At 37.1% G+C, this 19,654-nt stretch carries 18 protein-coding genes and 2 pseudogenes; 7 read left to right on the top strand and 13 right to left on the bottom strand.

Translation table 11 applies throughout. The annotated features are described in order from the left end of the window. Positions 1 to 132 precede the first annotated feature (132 nt). Positions 133 to 351 carry a hypothetical protein gene (locus MSBRM_RS20395; protein ID WP_144413964.1) on the top strand — a complete coding sequence of 73 codons (219 nt, stop codon included), beginning with the start codon at positions 133 to 135 and terminating at the stop codon, positions 349 to 351. Positions 352 to 378: 27 nt separating this feature from the next. On the opposite strand, the gene MSBRM_RS10445 is transcribed toward MSBRM_RS20395, so the two are convergent. Together MSBRM_RS10445 and MSBRM_RS10440 are read right to left on the bottom strand one after the other, a co-directional pair. After that, the gene (locus MSBRM_RS10445) at positions 379 to 1,557 is read right to left on the bottom strand and encodes a tetratricopeptide repeat protein (RefSeq protein ID WP_048117106.1); all 1,179 of its coding nucleotides are present in this window, start codon (positions 1,555 to 1,557) and stop codon (positions 379 to 381) included. Between the two features lie 159 nt (positions 1,558 to 1,716). Beyond that, positions 1,717 to 2,976 (bottom strand): hypothetical protein, encoded by a 1,260-nt coding sequence (locus MSBRM_RS10440; RefSeq protein WP_048117109.1) that lies wholly within the window; start codon positions 2,974 to 2,976, stop codon positions 1,717 to 1,719. Positions 2,977 to 3,565: 589 nt separating this feature from the next. Between MSBRM_RS10440 and MSBRM_RS10435 the strand changes: the two genes are divergently transcribed. Further along, on the top strand, positions 3,566 to 3,772 hold the full coding sequence (locus MSBRM_RS10435; RefSeq protein ID WP_048117111.1) for a hypothetical protein: 207 nt from the start codon (positions 3,566 to 3,568) through the stop codon (positions 3,770 to 3,772). 388 nt (positions 3,773 to 4,160) lie between these two features. Here the strand turns inward: MSBRM_RS10435 and MSBRM_RS10430 are convergent, their stop codons facing one another. Continuing rightward, entirely contained in the window at positions 4,161 to 4,652 is a 492-nt protein-coding gene (locus tag MSBRM_RS10430; RefSeq protein WP_230668837.1) for a protein-tyrosine phosphatase family protein, read from the bottom strand. Between the two features lie 298 nt (positions 4,653 to 4,950). Further along, on the bottom strand, positions 4,951 to 5,709 hold the full coding sequence (locus MSBRM_RS10425) for a PKD domain-containing protein (RefSeq protein ID WP_048155632.1): 759 nt from the start codon (positions 5,707 to 5,709) through the stop codon (positions 4,951 to 4,953). Between the two features lie 193 nt (positions 5,710 to 5,902). Here MSBRM_RS10425 and MSBRM_RS10420 point away from each other — a divergent pair. Next, positions 5,903 to 7,242, top strand: a pseudogene (locus MSBRM_RS10420) (ISNCY family transposase). An 813-nt stretch (positions 7,243 to 8,055) separates the two neighbouring features. On the opposite strand, the gene MSBRM_RS21765 reads toward MSBRM_RS10420, so the two are convergent. Together MSBRM_RS21765 and MSBRM_RS10415 are read right to left on the bottom strand one after the other, a co-directional pair. Continuing rightward, a complete protein-coding gene (locus MSBRM_RS21765) occupies positions 8,056 to 8,178 on the bottom strand; it encodes a hypothetical protein (RefSeq protein WP_255361960.1) in 123 nt (40 codons plus the stop codon). A 75-nt stretch (positions 8,179 to 8,253) separates the two neighbouring features. Then, positions 8,254 to 8,703: a MarR family winged helix-turn-helix transcriptional regulator gene (locus tag MSBRM_RS10415; protein ID WP_048117118.1), complete on the bottom strand. Its 450-nt coding sequence runs from the start codon at positions 8,701 to 8,703 to the stop codon at positions 8,254 to 8,256. Positions 8,704 to 9,959: 1,256 nt separating this feature from the next. On the opposite strand from MSBRM_RS10415, the gene MSBRM_RS10410 reads away from it, so the two are divergent. Continuing rightward, on the top strand, positions 9,960 to 10,250 hold the full coding sequence (locus MSBRM_RS10410) for a DUF378 domain-containing protein (protein ID WP_176722155.1): 291 nt from the start codon (positions 9,960 to 9,962) through the stop codon (positions 10,248 to 10,250). Between the two features lie 235 nt (positions 10,251 to 10,485). Here the strand turns inward: MSBRM_RS10410 and MSBRM_RS10405 are convergent, their stop codons facing one another. The 3 genes from MSBRM_RS10405 to MSBRM_RS10395 all read right to left on the bottom strand — a co-directional run bounded on the left by MSBRM_RS10405 (position 10,486) and on the right by MSBRM_RS10395 (position 12,255). Beyond that, positions 10,486 to 11,319, bottom strand: coding sequence for a TIM barrel protein (locus MSBRM_RS10405; protein ID WP_048117121.1), 834 nt, complete (start codon positions 11,317 to 11,319; stop codon positions 10,486 to 10,488). Between the two features lie 14 nt (positions 11,320 to 11,333). Next, entirely contained in the window at positions 11,334 to 11,666 is a 333-nt protein-coding gene (locus tag MSBRM_RS10400) for a hypothetical protein (RefSeq protein WP_048117123.1), read from the bottom strand. A gap of 106 nt (positions 11,667 to 11,772) precedes the next feature. Beyond that, the gene (locus MSBRM_RS10395) at positions 11,773 to 12,255 is read right to left on the bottom strand and encodes a phosphopantetheine adenylyltransferase (RefSeq protein ID WP_048117125.1); all 483 of its coding nucleotides are present in this window, start codon (positions 12,253 to 12,255) and stop codon (positions 11,773 to 11,775) included. 419 nt (positions 12,256 to 12,674) lie between these two features. Here MSBRM_RS10395 and radA point away from each other — a divergent pair, with 419 nt between their 5' ends. Then, positions 12,675 to 13,652 carry a DNA repair and recombination protein RadA gene (radA, locus tag MSBRM_RS10385; protein ID WP_048117131.1) on the top strand — a complete coding sequence of 326 codons (978 nt, stop codon included), beginning with the start codon at positions 12,675 to 12,677 and terminating at the stop codon, positions 13,650 to 13,652. 198 nt (positions 13,653 to 13,850) lie between these two features. Next, positions 13,851 to 14,531 carry a phosphoglycolate phosphatase gene (locus tag MSBRM_RS10380; RefSeq protein ID WP_048117133.1) on the top strand — a complete coding sequence of 227 codons (681 nt, stop codon included), beginning with the start codon at positions 13,851 to 13,853 and terminating at the stop codon, positions 14,529 to 14,531. Positions 14,532 to 14,722: 191 nt separating this feature from the next. Here the strand turns inward: MSBRM_RS10380 and MSBRM_RS10375 are convergent, their stop codons facing one another. Then, the gene (locus MSBRM_RS10375) at positions 14,723 to 15,337 is read right to left on the bottom strand and encodes a transglutaminase-like domain-containing protein (RefSeq protein ID WP_048117136.1); all 615 of its coding nucleotides are present in this window, start codon (positions 15,335 to 15,337) and stop codon (positions 14,723 to 14,725) included. 617 nt (positions 15,338 to 15,954) lie between these two features. On the opposite strand from MSBRM_RS10375, the gene MSBRM_RS21340 reads away from it, so the two are divergent. Beyond that, positions 15,955 to 16,278: a hypothetical protein gene (locus tag MSBRM_RS21340; RefSeq protein WP_048117139.1), complete on the top strand. Its 324-nt coding sequence runs from the start codon at positions 15,955 to 15,957 to the stop codon at positions 16,276 to 16,278. Between the two features lie 396 nt (positions 16,279 to 16,674). Here MSBRM_RS21340 and MSBRM_RS20390 read toward each other — a convergent pair. From MSBRM_RS20390 to MSBRM_RS10355, 3 genes and pseudogenes are all read right to left on the bottom strand, one after another. Then, positions 16,675 to 16,827 (bottom strand): annotated as a pseudogene (locus MSBRM_RS20390) (IS110 family transposase); the annotation flags it as partial. Between the two features lie 662 nt (positions 16,828 to 17,489). Then, entirely contained in the window at positions 17,490 to 18,125 is a 636-nt protein-coding gene (locus tag MSBRM_RS10365) for a hypothetical protein (protein WP_048117142.1), read from the bottom strand. Positions 18,126 to 18,757: 632 nt separating this feature from the next. Next, positions 18,758 to 19,360, bottom strand: a complete 603-nt coding sequence (locus MSBRM_RS10355) for a hypothetical protein (RefSeq protein ID WP_048155625.1) — start codon at positions 19,358 to 19,360, stop codon at positions 18,758 to 18,760. Positions 19,361 to 19,654: the final 294 nt, after the last annotated feature.

Here is a 19,654-nt window from a genome sequence, read left to right as displayed (position 1 = left end):
CCAGTCAATCAGACAATCGCTTTAATTTTAAAAGCGTCCATGACCTACCAGTTCTAAATATAATATTCAAGGTGGTAATTAATATTAATAATAGAATATAGAACTTTGGATGTAAAAAATTAATAATGATATTTGCTTTCCTCAGAAAAAGGCTCAAAAATATTGTATCCTCTTCAAATTGAGGGAGAAGCTCTCAAAAAAGAGTTAGTATGTCTTTCATCTTTAATTTCATCAGGATTGATATCATTGAAGACAGCGATTGTTTTAAAACTTCGAGTTCCATTTTTTACTCCAAAAACAGAGCCAGAAGCAAAAATCCATAAGAGGAATAATCCTCTATTAGTTTTTTAATTCTTAGTTTTTTAATTCCTTAAAAATTCATTTTTGTCCAGAGACAGACCTTTTAACCCTTGCAAGGGCGGTTTCAGCCTTTTCTTTTGCTCCTTTGCTTTCCGACAGGTCAGCCGCGATTTTAAAAGCGTTTTCTGCTCCTTTAGGGTTGCCAAGCCTCAGTAAAACCTTTCCTTTTTCATACCAGGCTTCAGGAAAGTCAGGTTTCTTCCTGAGTGCCATTTCAAAAGCGTGCAGAGCTTCTTTTTCGGAGCCTGTTTCAAAAAGTACTTTTCCTCTAAGATGCCAGGCCTCTGCATTCTCGGGTTTTTCTTCAATGGCTTTTTCAAAAGCCTCTCTGGATTTCTCAAGTTCTCCAAGCTTTAAGTGCAATTTACCTTTTTCAAACCAGACACCTGCATCCTTAGGATTTATTTCCAGGGATCTTTCAAGTTCCTTCAGTTTCTCTTCGCACTTGCGCACCCGAACAAGCACAGCTTCCTTCCCTTCCCAGGCATTTTTCTGCACCGGGTTCAGGGAAATAGACCTCTCAAAAGCTTCAAGTGCCTGCCTGAGATGCTCGAGCTTTACCAGTGCAAACCCGGTATTGTTCCAGAGCCCTGGATGATCCGGGTTTATCCTGAAGGCACTTTCAAACGTTTCAAGCGCCTCTTCGTAGCGTTTGAGTTTTAACAGGGTATTTCCTTTATGAAACAGGGCTGGAAAATGCCTGGGGTTTTCAGAAAGTACCGTATCGAAAGCCTCAAGTGCAAGCCTGAGCCTGCCCTGCCTGTAAAGAATTACTCCTTCCTCATAGAAGTTCTCTGCATTTTTCGGGTTACTTTCTTCCAGACCCTCGCCTTCAAAATAGCTTTTTCTGAGTCCGGTTTCTGAAAGGTATCTGAAATCCGGGGATGTTTCCGAGCCAGGCCTTGAATCGAGGTATATAAATTCTTCTTTTGGCACAAAAGACTTGCAAATCCATCCTGGCTCAACTTTCCGGTTTGTAATAACGCAGTATCCGTTAACGTGCTTGGAACAGACCCCGCAGCAGTAAATTCTCCTTTCCAGCCGGTATCGAATCTGGTCAAGCTCGGTTGTAACCAGCCCCTCGTTCAGCCGTGCTTTGAAAGTCTCGTACGGGATGTTTTTAATTTTGATATAGACTGTTGAAGGGGCAGGTGGGTCCCATTCCGGAGGGTTTGAGGTCGGTTTTTTGCAAATCATAGTTCTGGCAGGGTTTATCCTTGCGGAATTTTTTTCTTTTTACCGGGAATTTTTCGTTTTTTTGAAGTTTTTTACTGGAAACGTTACTTTCGTTACTGAAATTATGCGTCGAAATTAAATGATTATCTAACCTTAGAGATTAATTGTAAATTAAATCTTTTATTGTGTCCCATTATCGGAGGAATCAGTATCTGAGGTGGAATCATTGAGTTCTGTCTTATTATCCGTTGAGGGCTGTTCTTGCGTTGAAGTTGATGTACTGGAGTTAGAAGCCGTTTTTTGAGAAGAAGATGCAGAGGACTCCTGTACGAGTACGACTTTGGTAGCCTTCGTGCTTCCTAACTCATTTGTGGCTGTCAGGGTATAAGTCGTGGTTTTACTGGGGGATATGCTCTGGCTGCCAGTTAGACCTACGGTTCCTATTCCAGGACTGATTGAGACTTTTGAAGCTCCAGATACACTCCAGGTTAAACTTGAGCTCTTTCCTTTCTCAAGAGTGTCAGGATTTGCGTTAAACGAGTCGATAGTTGGCAGCTTTTCTTGAGATGCCTGATTTTCCTGAAGTGATGAGTCATCTTGTGATTCCTGATTTTCTGTCGCTGTAGAATTTTCTTCCGATGCCTGGTTATCCTGAAGTGACGAATCATCCTGTGATGCCTGATCCTGTGATGCCTGATCCTCTTTCGATACCGAGTTATCTTCCGATGTCGGATTTTCCGTAGTCGATGAACTCTCCTGAGATGTCAGGCTTTCTTCCGAAGACTGAAGATTTGATGTGGAAGCATTTTCGGAGGAGTCAGTATTTTCCTCAACTGCAACAGTACAGTAAGCTGCATCTTCTTTTTCGCTATTTGAAGCTATAAGTTTATATGTCGTAGTGCCGGCAGGAGACACAGTAAATGTTCCGGTTGGCTCTGTAACTCCTATATCAGGCTCGATAGTAACATTCGAAACTCCGGAAACGTGCCAGTTAAGGACTGCACTCTCGCCTGGCATGATGGAATCAGGACTTGCATCAAATGAGCTGATGATCAGAGACTCTTGAGATTCATTATTAACCGTAACCGTGCAGAGCGCTACTTTTTCATTTCCTTTACCGGTTGCTATCAATTTATAGGTTGTAGACTCTGAAGGGGATACAGGAATGGATCCATTTGAACTTACAGGTCCTATACCAGGTTCTATTGTAATATTGTCAGCTCCAGAAACGTCCCAGTTCAAAATAGAAGATCCTCCAGGTTCAATAATTTCCGGTCCTGCATCAAAATTGCTAATTCCGACCGCTGCTGCAGGAAAAAGAGCTTTTAGAGCAATAGCTATACTCAGTATGGTACCTAATAATTTTAAAAGTTCTGGCAATGAGTTCCACATTGACTTAATTTTTTCCCAGATTGACTTATTACTGTCCTGTTTATCCATAATCAGACTCCATACAACCTATAAATTAAAACAAACAACCATGTTTAGTAGGTTGAAAAACAATATTTTTCAGGAAAGTTCACCTGAAATGTTAAGTTACACATCCGATTCTTTTTTGGATTGCAATTGAGATATATCTCATAGTTTAATAATATATATATTTATTAATTTTGGGATATATTTTCAAGAAGTTAGAAGAAAGGATAAAACTTAAGGATTAAAGTTAAGGGGTCAACTTTAGAGTTCAACTTCAGAATTTTTCAATTTACCGTCAAATTAAATCAATGTTAGACTCTTCCAAAAAGAAAGGCTGCAAGTTAAGTTACTTATATCCGCTATCTAATATATTATTTAAAAAAAACTGTTATTCTGCCGTTGATGATAAAATGGTTTGTAGTGGTTATATGAACTCTTACTGCAAGAAAACGCATGGAGTTCCAGCGTTGTTTTCTTTTTTCATTCCTGGCCTGGGCCAGCTTGTAAAGGGACTGTTTAAAAGGAAAAGATTTTTATATTAAAGGGAAAGGTCTTTTTATGTTAAACTATTTACATACACCCTCTTATTAAGTACTTAAAGAAGGTAAGTTCTATGAACTATTGCAGAACACACGGAGTTCCAGCATTGTTTTCTTTTTTCATTCCTGGCCTGGGCCAGCTTGTAAAGGGACATCTTTTCAAAGCACTGGGCATCTGGATAGCCTTCATTATCACAGGGACAATGCCTATTTTCGGGGCTGGATTTTTATTATGGCCGATTATATGGGTCTGGCAGCTCTATGATGCTTACAATGCCTGAATAAAAACATATTTGAAAGCAACTTTAAAGGATAATTTTGAAAGGATAAAACAAGTGTATAGTAAGCTAAGTTACTTAGCTATACATCAAAATTTTTTTAAGATTCAGAGGATGTAGTCTTATTTTTTTCAATCGTTCTCTATGATTCAGCTTTATTTGGTTAAGTCTAATCTGTCTATTTTCAATTTTGCTATCAATATCTATCAAATTGATAACAATTAAAAATCTGTCTATTTTCAATTTTGCTATCAATATTTATCAAATTGATAACAATTAAAAATCTGTCTATTTTCAATTTTGCTATCAATATTTATCAAATTGATAGCAATCAAAAAAACGGTATCATTAAGTCGATCTTATATATACTCATAAACAATTTTCAAATGTATCAATATCTGCGTACCATTCCCGCCTGCCATTCTGTCTCCGGCCATCCTCTGAAACCTCTGAGCTTGTTTATATTGTCCAGATAATTTATCACTTCATCAGCCTGAAAACCAAGATCTTTGAGCACACAACCAAGAACGGTTCCAGTTCTGCCTATACCTCCCATGCAATGGACAACAATACCTTTTCCTGTATCCATTTCTTCTAGTATTACATTCGTTGCCTTTCTTACAAGCCATTCAAGAGTGTCAGGATCATATGGAGAATTACCATAATGGAGGTCTTCTAATTCTGCAGAAAAAAGAACCTTGAGAGGATAGGGGTTATAAGATACTTCAGAATCACAGAGACATACAACACTTGAGAAACCTGCATTCTTAATTTTCTTCCAGGGCGTGTACATTCCGGGATAAGACATACCAGCCAGAGGTACAGGTTCCTTAAGAACTACATAAAAATTCATTGGGATTCGGATGCCTTCTATTTCAGGCATCGCCAGAGGACTCAATAAAGAAGATGCCATGCTATAAGAGTATGGAGTTAGAAGATATAAACTTCATTTAAGGACAGAAGATTTAAGGTATAAGTATAACAGTCAAAGAATTTGCACAATTTAAAATAATTAATAAACTTTTTAACTAAGAAGCAGACTTTTTAAATAAAAAGCTGATGTAGAAAAATAAGCTTGTACAGAAAAGTAAGCTTGTGTAGAAAAAGAAAAATAACTCCCACTTTTACTCACTATTGTTTTTCACTTTTCATCGTTTTTCACTTTAAGGCATTCACTTCCCTTATGCGACTTTGACATAGTTAAATACGGATTTAGTGCCGCAGTAGGTATTGTTTTTCTCTGTTAAGGTAACTGTATATTGTCCTGAGCGGTTGTACGTGTGCACAGGATTTTCTTTTGTTGAATTCGTCCCATCTCCAAAGTTCCAGTTCCATGATGTGGGCGACCCTGTACTATTATCAGTGAAAGCGACTTCCAGTGGCGCATTTCCGGAGGTTGGAGATGCAGAAAAATCAACTTTCTGAAGGTTTGAGTCAAGAGAATTCATGTGTAAATCGTCATTCAAAAGGTCATTGAACCAATCATCTGAATTATCAATGTTATTGAAGTCCTTGTTCATGAGCCCGTTGAACCAGTTGTCCCATAGAGTCCTGTCATTCGAGATAAAAGGCCTCAATTGATTTATTTCACTGGAAAGAAATGGAACATCCGACAGCCACTGATTAGCTTCATTTGAGGCTATCTGAACGTTTTTAGAAATCGAGAAGTTGGAAGCATAAATATTTACACTATCTACACTTCCATTATCAGTGCTATTGTCATAATGCCATACGACTTTGCTACTGTAGACAATCGGAGATGACTGCGAGGACGACTCATTGATTACTGTCCCATTACTTGTCATAACCTGAGTCTGAGTAACAATTACCGAACCATTCTGGTCACTCGACGCCGATGCAACGGATAAAGCAGAAATTGAAAAGGATAAAATAAGGGCTGTTGAAGCTAAAAGTACATACAACTTTTCCCTATTTTTCATTTTTTATTGCCTTCTTTGTATTTCATTTATCCTTATTTGATTGTTTTTCACGGAACTTACAGAGCTGTTGAGGGAAAATTATAACATTAAACTTTGAATGACTCTGTTCCAAAATCTAGTGATAAAAGTAAGTGTAACATCACTACACAAAATTATAATTCTATAATTATGTAATGATGTTACGGCAAAAACAATGGCAACTATAAACCTAACTCTTAATAACTTTTCGGAGCTCCCTGCTCTCTTAGACGTTTTTGGTTGTTTTGGAAACGATTATGAATATACTACACGAGGAATTTTTCGTAGAAAAATTCCTCCAGTCTGTTCCATTTGTAGTACTCCAATGGTTCATACTGGCTGTAATCCCCATACTAAAGAAGGTCTTGGAGAAATCAACATTGGTCGATATAAATGCTCAAATTGTGGTAGTACACACGAAGAAGATTATAGTTTTTGGGAAGATTTGAAGACTTTACTTTTTGATTCATTCAATGATTTCTTCCAGTTACTCAGATACCATAACGTTTCATACGATGGAATTTCTGACATAATGGACTTCATCTATCCAAGATCAAGAAGCACTATTTTAAGAGCATTCTACGAAGAAATGGAACAAGAAACTGTTCCATTTTCAGAAAATATACATATGGTGCACTATGACGAACAACATCCAAAAGAAGGAAGATGTCAGAAATACCGTTTAACCTTACTGGATGCAAAAACTCAAAGAATGAGAGCAGATGAACTTTTTGAAGATAAGAGCTCAGAAATCATCAAGGGATTTTTACAAAAAAATCTGGATGCATCAGAGCCTGTGTTTATCGTTACGGATTTTGATAAGAGATACCCTGATATATTAAAGGAAATTTTTGGGGATAAGTTAGTCCATCAATATTGTTTGATGCACTTAAACAAGCTTACTGTTAGTGATTTCCCAAAAAATACAACAATTGAACAGGAACTATTGAAGTACAGGTTATTATATTGAAGTACAGGTTATTGTATTGAAGTACAGGTTATTGAATATATTCTACAATCGAGAGAATGAGATTAAATTTCTGGAAGAACTTCTATCTGAAGAACCTAACTTAGTTAATAAAGAAGAAAAACATCAGGAATGGAGTGAAAAAGCAAAAAAATTTTACAAGTATTAAAATAAATTAAAGCTTGAAAGAAGATGGAAAAAGGAAAATCTTCCACTTAATAGTCTTGAAAAAGCAAAATATAACTTCAATAAATTAATGGAAAATATAAGAACATATGATGAATTGGTTCAAAAACGATTGTGGATGATCAATAAACACTGGCTAAATCTTACTTTGTTCCATTATCTTCCAGGAGCGCCAGCGACAAATAATCCTATTGAAAGCTATTATTCAAAAAGTCTAAAAACGGATAACAAGAAGCAGTTCAGGACTGATAAAGGAACTGAGAATCAGATCAAACTTGCCCAAATGAGAAGATTAAATTTGCTCAAGAAACCAAAAGTCATTTCTGGAATTGTTCAGATTATTTACTCCATTTAAGCTTTAGTAAAAGAGATTTTTGAGAGCTGAGTTAAGGATTAAGTAGCGGAGCATATCGATTTTAGTCAAAAAATTTAGTGAAAAATTAACGGAGTAAAATAATTCTTTGGCATTACTGTCAAAGAAATCGTTTCTCAAGGATTATTACAGGTTATTTGAGCAGTTAACAGAGAAAAGTGAAGTTTTAAGGACAGAAAAAATGAGAAATCATTAAATTATGAAACTGAGTCGTATTTTCATTTTTAGTATTTTTATTGTATTTTCATTTTTACTTCAAAATAAAACTCGTACATTCACTTTTTAATTGCGCCTTAAGCTTTTATTTTTCAGATTTAATTTTTTCCGGGAAACACTTCAGAAAGCTCATTATTTTTGAAATCTGTACGGGCCTGCTATCTCTCAAGAGGAAACCATGTAGAACTGGATCCAGGGGTTTTTGTGAAACTATTTCCTTCATTTTTGCTACCTTTTGATTCTATTCTCTTTTAATTTTATAATAACTAATTAACCGGCTTACGGCAACTTATTACCTAGTTATCATATATAAGTATATCTTATATGTGATAAAGCTTTCATATCTTTGAAGGTTTAAAAAACAGGCTTTAGATTCACAATAGTAGGTTTTGATTCTCCGTAGAAATGAGGTCCTTTAAGGTTTTATTAAGAGCCGTTAAGAGACAGAAGGAGTTCAGCTTTGAGCTTTTCAGTCAGTTGCTTCGGGCCTATGTTCTAAAAAAAGCAGAAGTTACTTTTAAACTTTCAGATATTCTTTCTTTTTTATTTTTTCCAGCACAGAATCAAACAGAATTGATTTTTGGTCTTACCGCTGGGTAAATCCATGGATTTTCCTTGCTATAGCTTCATTCAAACTCAGTAGTCCGACATAAATTTTTGCCTTATTTCTATAACCCCCAGTCTCTTGAGTTTCTAGCTTGATGTCCATTGCCTCCCCTTCACGATTTTTTGTTCAGACAGTATCATCAAGCTTCTCTCCTGCACTGTTTTTTTGTTGGCAGTATCAATCAAGCTTCTTCAGCGTTGTAAGCATTATTTGCAGGCTCTCCTTGTATGCAAGGATATCCTTTTCATCCAGCCTTCTGAGAATCCGGGAGGTATTTTCTTCAAGTTCTCCTATGAACCATTTCCTGTAATCTTTTCCCTTTTCGGTGAGAGAAATCAGGGTTTTTCTTCGATCCTGAGGGTCTTTTTTTCTGCAGACAAGCCCTTCTCTTTCCAGAGCATCGATCATACTTGTCAAGCTTCCCTTCTGAAGATCAAGACATTGCCCCAGGGTCGTAGGCATAATATTATCTATTGCCCCGATAATCAAAATAGCTCGGTTCTGATTTTTATTCAGGCCATATGGACTGTCCACTGTCTTGTGAAATATTTTGGCAAAATTTTTTTGAAACAGATTAATAATCTCAAACTGAAGTTTTACTGTTTCTTTTATTTTTTCTTCCTTCATTGGTATCACAGTCAGGGCTTTCTTCCAGTCCTAATTTTCCAGTCATGATTCAGATGATAAAGGCAGGATAGTAGCCATTAGAGGTTTTTTTACGAGACATTTCTTATCCAGCAGGTTTGTTTGCGAGGTGTTTCTTAGTCGAATCTGCTGGTTTTAATGGCTTTCCTTGTTTTATCCAATTTGACTGGATTTTAATATATCTTATCATCCGAATTATGACCGTGTTCAATCTTATTATTCAGTTTCGTACTGTTAGATTTCAAACTAAAAAGGAACTGGGTTTATTTATATTTTATGATTTGACAATTAAGGTATATTCAAGCATCAGCCGCCCCTATATAATCAAATTTTTTCTGGTTTCCAATTTGTTAATGAGCTTGTTTCAAAAGCCTGACTATTCAGATTTTTGACCAAAAACTGGTATTTCATTTAGCTCTTTTGATTCTGGTTCTCTACTCCAAAGAATTGGTTCAGAGTGAAAACATGCAAAAGGAGGTCAGATACTTCCTCCATTAAGTGATATTTTGAAGTATTGTATGTCGGGTTGAGAAATGTATCACCCTAGAAAGTTTTCCTGTGGGATGACGTACTCATATGCTCAAAATGGCTGGATTTGCTAGGTCCTGTGACTTGACAGCGTTGCAAGGGTGTTTTCAGGATGGTCACAGGCTGACCTTAACTTTGGTACAAATTTAGTCCATTTTAAATCATGAACAGGTTCATTCATAAATGATAACATTTGCGTGTGAAGCTCACATGATAATATCAAGAACTCCAAGGAACCTGGCTTTGATAATTGGATGGGATAAGAATACTATGAAGAACATAAAGTGGAACCATCGTAAGAATCGTGAAGTGAAATAAGCGAAGGCAGGTTGATATGCTTTAACCAATAAGTACTGAATCAGGTTGTAATGAGTCTGCATCATTATGTCAAATGGGTAAATGGCTCTTGATTTAAGGGTGGTTTCTAAGGTATTCACATTATTTGAGGTTAATCCTACAGCTTTACTATTCCTTCTTGAGTACGCTTCAATAGATGGGTATATCGAGATGAGTATCTTGAAATTTATTTTTTTTACGCCCGATAGCAGGTTAAGGATAGAAGGTTAAGGAATAGATTCATAATATCTTAGCTCCAACATTGTTTACGAGAGCAAGTGATTGGATCATCCAAAAGCCTGGAGTTTCCCAAGTCAGAAAAAGATGATCTGTCCTTTGTGAGTGCTCTATTTCAGTGGGGAGGTTTGATAAAGATGCGTAAAATGCATAAAATGCTTACGGATAATACTCTATACATTCCGGCTAAGCTGCTAACAATAATAGGGGCTCTTAACTGGGGTCTTGTAGGGCTCCTGAACTTCAATCTGGTAGCGGCTATATTTGGAAAAAAATCCATTCTCTCGCGGCTGGTCTACATTCTTGTGGGCCTGGCTGGAGTTTACTTAGTGATTAAATACAAGGCAACGTATTTAGCAAAGCGTGAGGCTAAAAAGGGTAAGTATCAATATAGCGGTAAGCAATACAGTTGGAGCGGTATTCAATAATATACAGGAATCGCTTTCTCAATTGGACTTGCTTAAAATGCATCCTTAATATTATTTTGAGTAATATGTGCTTGCAATGTCAGGTACATATTAATCTCTTTTACCTGTAAGCTATTTTCTAAAAAGCTTAAACAAAAAATAAAAAATATATTAGAGTTTTATCCGGAATATCGGATACATTTTTGTTTGGGTTATGAGCACCCAGGTAAATTTTAAAAAGATTCTAAAATCAAAATTATATCTCTTTATAAAGCATCCTCAACATAAGTGCGTCTTCTTCAAGAATAGGACTCTCAAGTATGACCCTTCCTTGGGCTTTGAATTCTTTTAAAGTTTTTATAAGCTCGGGATAATTTAAATCAGATTCTTTCAAAGGCAGATGCCTCTTTTCTCCACTCGTGCCGTACTCAACTCCTGAGACATGCATGTGCATGTTCGAAAGTCCTTCCTTTCCAAGGCTTTCCTCTACTTTTGATAGAATTTCCGTAAACTCAGAGTAAGAGTTTTCCTTTCCTTCCCTCGCATGCAGATGGCAAAAATCAATGCAGGGCATGACTCCTTCTATTTCTGCACTTAGCGAAAGCACTTCTTCAAGCGTTCCAAATTGTGTACGTTTGCCCATAGTTTCAGGGCGCAGGACTGCAGGTATTCCTTCTTCCCGGAATTTTCCGGTAAGTTCGTTGAGGGCTTTTGATATGCTCTCAAAGGTGCTTTTTTTGCTGCTTTTCTGATAAAATCCGGCATGCAGTACGATTGATTCGGCTCCGCAGAGACTACCTATTTTTGCGGCATTGTAAATTCTTTCCAGGCTGGCTTTTAATTTTTTTTCTTCATAAGAATTCAGGTTGATATAATACGGGGCATGGACGCTCAGGGCTACCTCTTCGTCATTTGCAGCTTCCAGGACGTTTTTTGCCCCTTTTTCGCCCATGCGTACTCCCTGGACAAATTCAAGCTCCATACAGTCAAGGCCAAGTTCCCTGATCCGTTTGATTCCTGAGATACTACTTGTTCCTTTTGAGCTTCTCGGAATTCCTGCGGTTCCGAAAAGTAGATCTTTCGAGGGCATTTTCAACTGTCCTTTTAGAAAATTCCCACAAAATCTTTTAGCTGCTTTGCCTTTTCAGGAGACAGCTTCTCGGAGACTACTGAAACCAACTCTTCAAGGTCTTCGTCCAGGGATCGAACATCCTCCTTTCCTTCAAGGGCAAGCCCTACGAGGTAATCAAGTTCCTCAGGGTCCAGTCTCTCCAGTCTTTTTCTGAAATCTTCAGAAGACTCAGCAAACTTATGTGATACCGGACGCAGGATAAAAGGAAACTGGTGCCCTGCTTCCCTGGAAATTAAGCTTCCTCTGGCTTCGGGAGCAAGCTTGTTAAAAATCTCAATGTCCTTCGGTGTAAATTCTCTGGGCATATTATCACTTTATGGCTCTGTCCTAATTTATAGCTACTTTAATCTATTATTATAAGATCTAATCGTTTAGTGTTAGTGAAACTACTTAGTGTTCAATTCTTAGTACTCAATTCTTGTTACAATGCTTAATGTTCTTTTTCAATCTGCCGTGCCTGTCAATCTCCCCTTTTGCAATCCTTGTTGAGGAAATCGGGATTCCATCTTCAGCCATTACATACTCAACGTATTCGATTTTGAGGGGCTTCTTTCCTTTCTCTTCCCTGATGCGGTTCATTTTAAGGGCGACCGGATAAGTCTCTGGAGATACAATTATATAATCAAAATCCTCTTCGAGAGCAGGGCCGTAGGGGTTATTCAGCTTTGTAATTTCATATCTGTCGTCTGGGATTCCCATTTCTTTTATGTATTGCAGCAGCCAGTTCCTCCTTTTTTCATAATTATCGACGCTATGGCTTTTACTTAGCATCTCATCCGAGGTAAGGCCTATGTGGACTTTTCCATCCTTTGCTATCTCAAATGCTTTTTCAATCAGTTTGGCGTGGCCGTCATGAAAATACTGAAACGTACCGCCGACTGCGACCTTTGGCATGATGGGTGATAATCCACCAAGTAAAAAGAATTTTTGGTTTTTTCCCAGCTTTTTGGAAATTTTCACTCATTTCCTCTCTTTTTCTTCTTTTTTCTGCTTTTCTTCCATTTTCTTTTCTATACTTTTTCCTTTCTTTTTCTTGTATTTTTCTCTTTTTTCTTGTATTTTCTTTCTTTTTCTTCCTTCTCCTTATTTCTCTTCTTTTTCCTCTGATTTTTCTTCGACTTTTTTAAATGTGAGTGTCAAAAAAGCCTTCTTTTTTCTCTCTATTTGCCTGGTTTTCCGGTAATATAACCGTGTTTTAGAGGCGCTTTAGAACACTTTCACCTCGCTTCCTCTAGTTATTTATACCTGCAAAACCATTGTTGAGCAACTGTTATGCACCTTATACAAACATGTGCATCTTAGGAGAATTTGTAATGAGCCAAATAACACTCGAAGAGCTGCCCGGAGTTGGCCCTGCAACCGCAGAAAAACTCAAAGAAGCTGGATTTAACACCATTGAAGCAGTGGCTGTTGCCTCTCCTTCTGAACTTGCAACTACAGCCGAAATCGGGGAATCAACGGCTGCAAAAATCATCAATGCTGCAAGGCAAGCTGCCGATATTGGAGGTTTTGAGACCGGAGACGTCGTGCTTGAAAGGCGGAAAATGGTAGGCAAGCTGACGACCGGTTGTATGGAATTTGACGAAATGATGGGTGGGGGCATAGAAACCCAGGCAATTACCGAACTGTACGGAGAATTCGGTTCAGGAAAGACCCAGCTGGCCCACCAGTTTGCAGTCAATGTCCAGATGGACAGGGAACACGGAGGGCTTAACGGTTCGGTTATCATCATAGACACTGAAAACACTTTCAGACCTGAAAGGATTGCACAGATGGTAAAAGGGCTTTCCGAAAAATACGGCATGGAGCTTGACCCAGAAGAGTTCCTCCAAAATATCCATGTCGCCAGAGCATACAATTCCAATCACCAGATCCTTCTTGTTGACTCTGCAACAGACCTGGCAAATGAGCTTAGGGAGATGGGAAAACCCGTTCGCCTGCTGATTGTTGATTCGCTTATGGCTCATTTCAGGGCTGAGTATGTGGGAAGGGGAACCCTTGCCGACCGGCAGCAGAAACTCAACAAGCACATGCACGGCCTGCTCCGCTTCGGGGACTTATTCAATGCCTGCGTGGTTGTAACAAATCAGGTCATGGCAAAACCCGATGCTTTCTTTGGTGACCCTACAAGGCCTGTTGGAGGTCACGTTGTAGGACACACAGCAACCTTCAGACTTTACCTGCGGAAATCTAAAGGAGACAAAAGGATCATACGTCTGGTGGACTCTCCCAACCTGCCCGAAGGAGAAGCTGTTATCGCAGTTACTACAGCCGGACTCACAGATCAGTGAGACTCAAACAGTGAGACTCAAACCGGACCAAGTGAGACTCAGGATCAAGAGGGCTCAGACCAAGAGAACTCAGACCAGTATAAGTAAGAACCAGGCGTATTAAGAAGCAAATGACATTGAAGTAAACGATCAGTAAATGGTAGATGTATTCAAAGCCGGGTAGGGAAACATTTTATCTACCCGTACCAAATCTTTTTTATGAAATTCAAAGCTATTGTTGCCGATATAGACGGTACAATCACCTGCGAGAAAAGGGAACTTCATCTGGAGGCCATGAAAAAGATCCGTTCTCTTAAAATTCCGGTCGTGCTTGCCACAGGAAATACCCTATGTTATGCAAGGACAGCTTCAATGCTTATCGGCCTGGATGGGGCGGTAATCGCAGAAAACGGAGGGGCTATTGCTATCCGCTTCGATTTGCAGGGTACTTTTGAGGAAAGCCTTGAGGAGTGCGAGAAAGCCTATTCTTTTCTTTCCGAATATTTCAAGCTCACTAAACTTGATCCTTTATATCGAAAAACTGAGATCGCCCTCAAGAGAGACTTTGATCTCAAAAAAGCCAGAAACCTTCTCAAAAGCCAGAACCTAGACATCGAAATGGTTGATACCAAATATGCCATCCATCTCAAGAGTACGAAAATCAATAAAGGAGTAGGTCTTCAGAAGCTTGCGGGCATGATGGGCTTAAAATCCAAAGATTTTGTAGCCATAGGAGATTCCGAAAACGATTTAGAAATGTTTGAAGTCTCAGGTTTTGGGATTGCTGTTGGAAACGGGGACGAAATAATAAAGGAAGCCGCGGATTATGTGACAGAAGATTCCTTTGGGGGCGGGACCGTAGAAGCCCTTGAATTTCTAGAATCAAAAGGGTTGATTTAAAAGCTACCAGCTCTCCTTCCTTGAACCTCTGAGGTTCCCTTGAATCTCTGAGGTTCCCTTGAATCTCTGAGGCTCCCCTAAATATCTTTGAAGCTATTCTTAAGTTTCCCTGAATCCTTTCCCTTAAAGCTCATTCCAACGCCTCCTCCAGAGCTCCCTCCAATGCTTCCCTCAGGCTCTCCTGATTAACCTTAAATTTTAAACAACTCTTTCAAACTAAGGTCCCATTGATCCCACAATTCTTTCATATCTTTACTTGTCTTTAATATTTCAATAACAGTAGGATTGGGTTCTGCGAAGATTACTGGACTATCTTCTTCCCCAAGGTCTTTATTTACTTTCTTGGAAATTTTTTCTTCGTATATGGAAAACTGAGCATTACGGCCTGGTTTGTTGCCTCTTGCATCCAATCTTATCCATTTATCCAGGTCCTTTAAATATACCGCGTTTAAGCCGTGCAAGAATTTTATGTTAACGTCCCGACTTGAAGAAAGTTTCTGATAACAGAACCCAGCCGGCACCTCGAAATATCTCAACATGGCTGCAAACAGGTGGGCTTTGGCACAACATATTCCGTGGCCGGCTTCCAGAACTTCTGATGCCTTGCAGGTAACGGTCATTTCTCCTATATCGCCGGTGTGATGAATCTCGTCCCGGACGAACTCATAAACCCTTTTAATCAGACTTATTTCGTCTCTGGTGCCTTTTTGTAGTTCGAGGCACTTATCAACGATCAGCTTGTTATCAAAGTCTATGATTTCACTCTTTTTGAGGTAATCCTGAAGGTTATCGCTTTCAGTGTACATTTTTACTCGCCTGTCAAAAATACTAAAAGGCTTTTAGTACTAAAAGGCCTTTCTATATGAAATTTAAGTCCTATACGGGAAATTACTTTTTTAAAATTATCTATGAACTGATTCCGAAACTCAAATTGCTCTTCTGGATTTCATATTTCGAATATTCAAACGAGTTTCTGGTCATAAGAACAATTCTGAAATGTTATGGATTTAAAAATTGAATTGGATTTAAAAATTGAATTGGATTTAAAAATTGAATTGGATTTAAAAATTGAATTGGTTTAGAATGAGTTCTTTTTAAAATATACAACTTTAAAAGAGTAGTATCAGAATTTAATGTTTTATTTGCGGGTGTAAATAAAATAAAAGTTTTAAAACCTTTGTTTTAATAATTACCTAATTTTAATCCTTATTATCTTAACTATTCCTGAGATTACTTCTATTTTTTAAATTAAACCTTTTAAAACTTTTATTTTTATAATTAACTCACTTTTATATTTTTCTATTTATAAGTATGCTTATATTTTAACTGAATTATATTGGGATTGTCAAGCTGCAATAGTCAGCGAGATAATTTAGATGCTAAATTAAGGCTACAAGGACAGCAAATATTTTGGGGTAGGTAAATGATGAAAATGAGAAAAATACTGGGTATTTTGCTGGCACTCTGTTTTGTGCTGTCAGTGACAGCTGCAGCAGTAAGTGCGGCTCCTAATAATGTTAAGAACAAGTACGATGGTAAGCAAAAGTACGATGCTAAGAACAAGTACGACGGTAAAAACAAGTACGATGGTAAGAACAAGTATGGCAATCATTATGGCAAGAATAAATGCTTTATAAAAGGTCACTGGGGATATAAAAAAGTAAAGCACAACAAGGATAATAAACACAAATCTTTCTGGTATACTTTTGATAAATACTGGATTCCTGGCTACTGGTGCTGGAAGTAAAACGTATATTTATGGTGAGAGTTGAATATAAATAAAAAAAATCCTAACTGGCTGATGTTTTAATGTTTACATTAGCCAGTTGTGCTGTTTTTTCCAATTCTGAGTGATGCATATAATATTATCTGGAATCTCAATTCAAAAGCTCTAAACCCACCTGTAATTGGAAACTATAAAGAGAATTTATGGAGTCTATCCCAAAAGCCACTTTACTCTTAATCATTGGGAATTCTCAGAATTATTTTCATGATCATAAGATTGATTGATTATTCAAAATACACGGTCTAAGAAGCAAATTTCAAGTTTTGGGATGAACTCAGGGTTTGGAGAATTTTTAACCAGAGGATTGAAATCAATCAGAAAATTTATTTAGCATGAAAGTACATGAAGATCTCTTCCTCACGTGCTCTCTTCACCCTTTTTTTCCGTTATTGCAAATATTTCACTAATTATTTTTATTCGTTTATCAACTGAGAATATCTCGGTCTCGACAATCTTCCTCTTTTGAATTTTTCCTTTTTTATATCCAGTTTCATCTTCGTACATCATATCCAATTTCATCTTCGTACATCATATCCAATTTCATCTTCGTACATCATATTCTATTTCATCTTCGTACATCTTATCATTAAAGGTCACATTTGAGCCTTCGGTGGCAATTCACCGATTAGTTTTTTGACGGCTTCAAAGATCAAAAGAAAAGACAACCTTACTGTTCTAAGATAATGATGAAACACATAAACAAAAAAGGTAAGTCAAAAGTACTTTCATTGATTTGAGCGTGTTATTCAAAGGATACCATGTGCTTTTTTTGGCAATCCGCAGGAAACTTGATGGTATTATCTCCGGCTGAATTGGCCGATGTTTCTAGCATAAATTTTTCTTGCTCGGCGCGGCTAGAGCTCATTGGATTTGAGCAGATTAAAAAAATGGAAATTTCAGCGGCAGTGGAAAGATAAAATATAAAATCAATAACCTAATGATGGGTGGTCAACGTCTGTAAAGATAGCTATGATCTTGAATCCTCTTAAAAGGGCAAATCCTGAAAAGAAAAAACAGTTAAGGTTTAACTACGGGTTATTATGGCTAAAATGTCCATATTAGACCATATAACATGTTAGTCCATTAACGCTACCACATAAAAATGAAAGTATATTTAAAAGTTTTTTAAATGAGGTGCGGAAAATTGCCTGTTTGCAAGCTCCAGCTGCACGTCAATCAATAAACTCTTCTAACGAATCAATAAAGGACTCTAAATTTCTTCTTACCTCATATAAATCATGCTTTCCTTCCATGCGCCACACCTCATGGTCTTCAAAATCGTACAATATCGATAGTGGTAACATGCTTTTTTTGTATTTACCCATTGTTTCCGGATGATTTTCTACATTTACAACTTCGGCAAACAGGGCGTTATTAAATTTTGGTTCTGTCAGCAGGACCTCGTGCATGAAAGATATTAAATCCTGGCTGTCCTTGTCGCTAGCGGATTTTATATTAATACGGTAAACCAGTTTGTTGCCATAGTACGAAAACAACAAACGTTGCAAAACAGTATTTATTGTCTCATCAGGGTGGATTTTTGCTTCATTGAGTCTGTCATGAAGCCCTTGCGTGATTCTCACATTTTCCGTAGTATGCGAGAGCTCCGGGAAATTTCGTTTCCTGCCGTTAATAACAAACCAGTAGCTACCGTTTTCATGTATAAGCTGGCAGGTATCATCGTATCGAGCTAATAGTTTTCTAATTATCGTGCTCCTTGACTCCCAGGCACTGTCACTATTTCTGTCTCTGCAAAAATCGAGCGCTTCGTATAGCTCGGCACTAATTTTAATGGTCGTTGTTTCCACGGATGCACCTCAATCTGGAGCATACTTCGGGCTAAGATATATATAATGTTCGCCATGGCACTCAAGGTAACTCCAGTAAGTAGTGCTCAAGTAAACACCAACGGGGTGACCCAGCACGATTTTGATTGATCTTCAATTGATCTTCAATTGATTTTCAATTGATCCGCAGATGTTTCGTGCTATTTGCTGATCTTTGATGAGAACATCAGAATAAAAACTGTTTTATCATTTTTGTTTGCAGGTCTGGCCAAACGAGCCTTGTCAAACAACGAACTGTGCAGGAATGAGAAAAGACACTTTTCAGGTATCCAGAGTAAGCTTAATTGAGCCGAGCTTTCTCTATTTACTAAAAATAAGGATAAAGATAAAATTATTTACTATCTTCTTGTTTTTTTGTCAAAAATTGCTTTAATAATACCACGTGATTCTATCTGAGTTCCGAATTTTTCATCACGTGAGGTAGACTGCTTCGAAGTAAACTGTTGTCCACGTGTTATTTTTTCAGTACTCATTTTTCTCCCACATTTTATCTCGTTTTCTATCCTATTAATATCTTTTTGTATATTAGTTAAATTCAATATCAGTTACCTTAAAAAATCTCATTGAAATAAGTTCAATTTAAATGGTTTAATTTATGTTAAAATATTAGTAATCATATTAGCATAATGTAAATATATTGTAAATAACTCATTGGAGTGTTTTAGATACACATACCAAACTGTAAACATAAACAATGCTAAACAACTAAAAACGAACGCGTATACAGAAGCAGACAAACAAAAATTTTTGATTATATTTGATGTGTTATTGGCATAAATTTCTTCACGTAGCTCTTGATATGTCTCTTTAAGAAATGGTTTGTTTCTAGACACATACTCATATAGTATATAATCAGTATCCAATACTCTCATTCTTTTATTCCCAATAAACAAGGCCTTTAAAGAGAAAATAAAAGCAAAAATGAGTGAAAAAATGCAAAGAATATAGATTTTCAAAATAGAGTAATTACCTGAGAAATCTGTAAAGTGCTCTAGTCCAAAACTTACACTAAATACCATTAACACGCCGATAAATCCAATAATACATATGGCTTTATTCTCTATGTTAGTCGTCCTTTGCCATTCAACTAAATATCTGTCATTTAATACCTGATATACGGTTTCGTCATAATTTATGTTAAGATCAGTTGGATTGTCAGTTGTCTGATTATCGGTTGGGTTGATATCTTCATCCATAAGTGTTCACATTGATAAAGCAACTGGATATTAAATATATGAATTTAAAAATAAATAGTTGTATGGAGTTTAGATATTTATGTTGTTCTATTTTAAAATCCTAAATTTGATGAACTGAAACCTTTTGTTATATATTTAACAGATTTCTCAACAAATAATTTTATTTCAAAACAGTGTAATGTTAACAAAAATGCAGCTTCATTATCTTGCAAGAAAAAGCCCTTGACTAAAAGAAAAAGAAAAATATGATATTTTTCTTGCAAAGCCCAAATACTTAAAAAATTAGAAATATTG

It is taken from the genome of Methanosarcina barkeri MS, assembly GCF_000970025.1.
In the GTDB taxonomy this organism is placed as follows: Archaea; Halobacteriota; Methanosarcinia; order Methanosarcinales; family Methanosarcinaceae; genus Methanosarcina; species Methanosarcina barkeri.
Note: the sequence above shows the minus strand (reverse complement) of the source record. Positions and strands in the feature narration are given on the sequence as shown.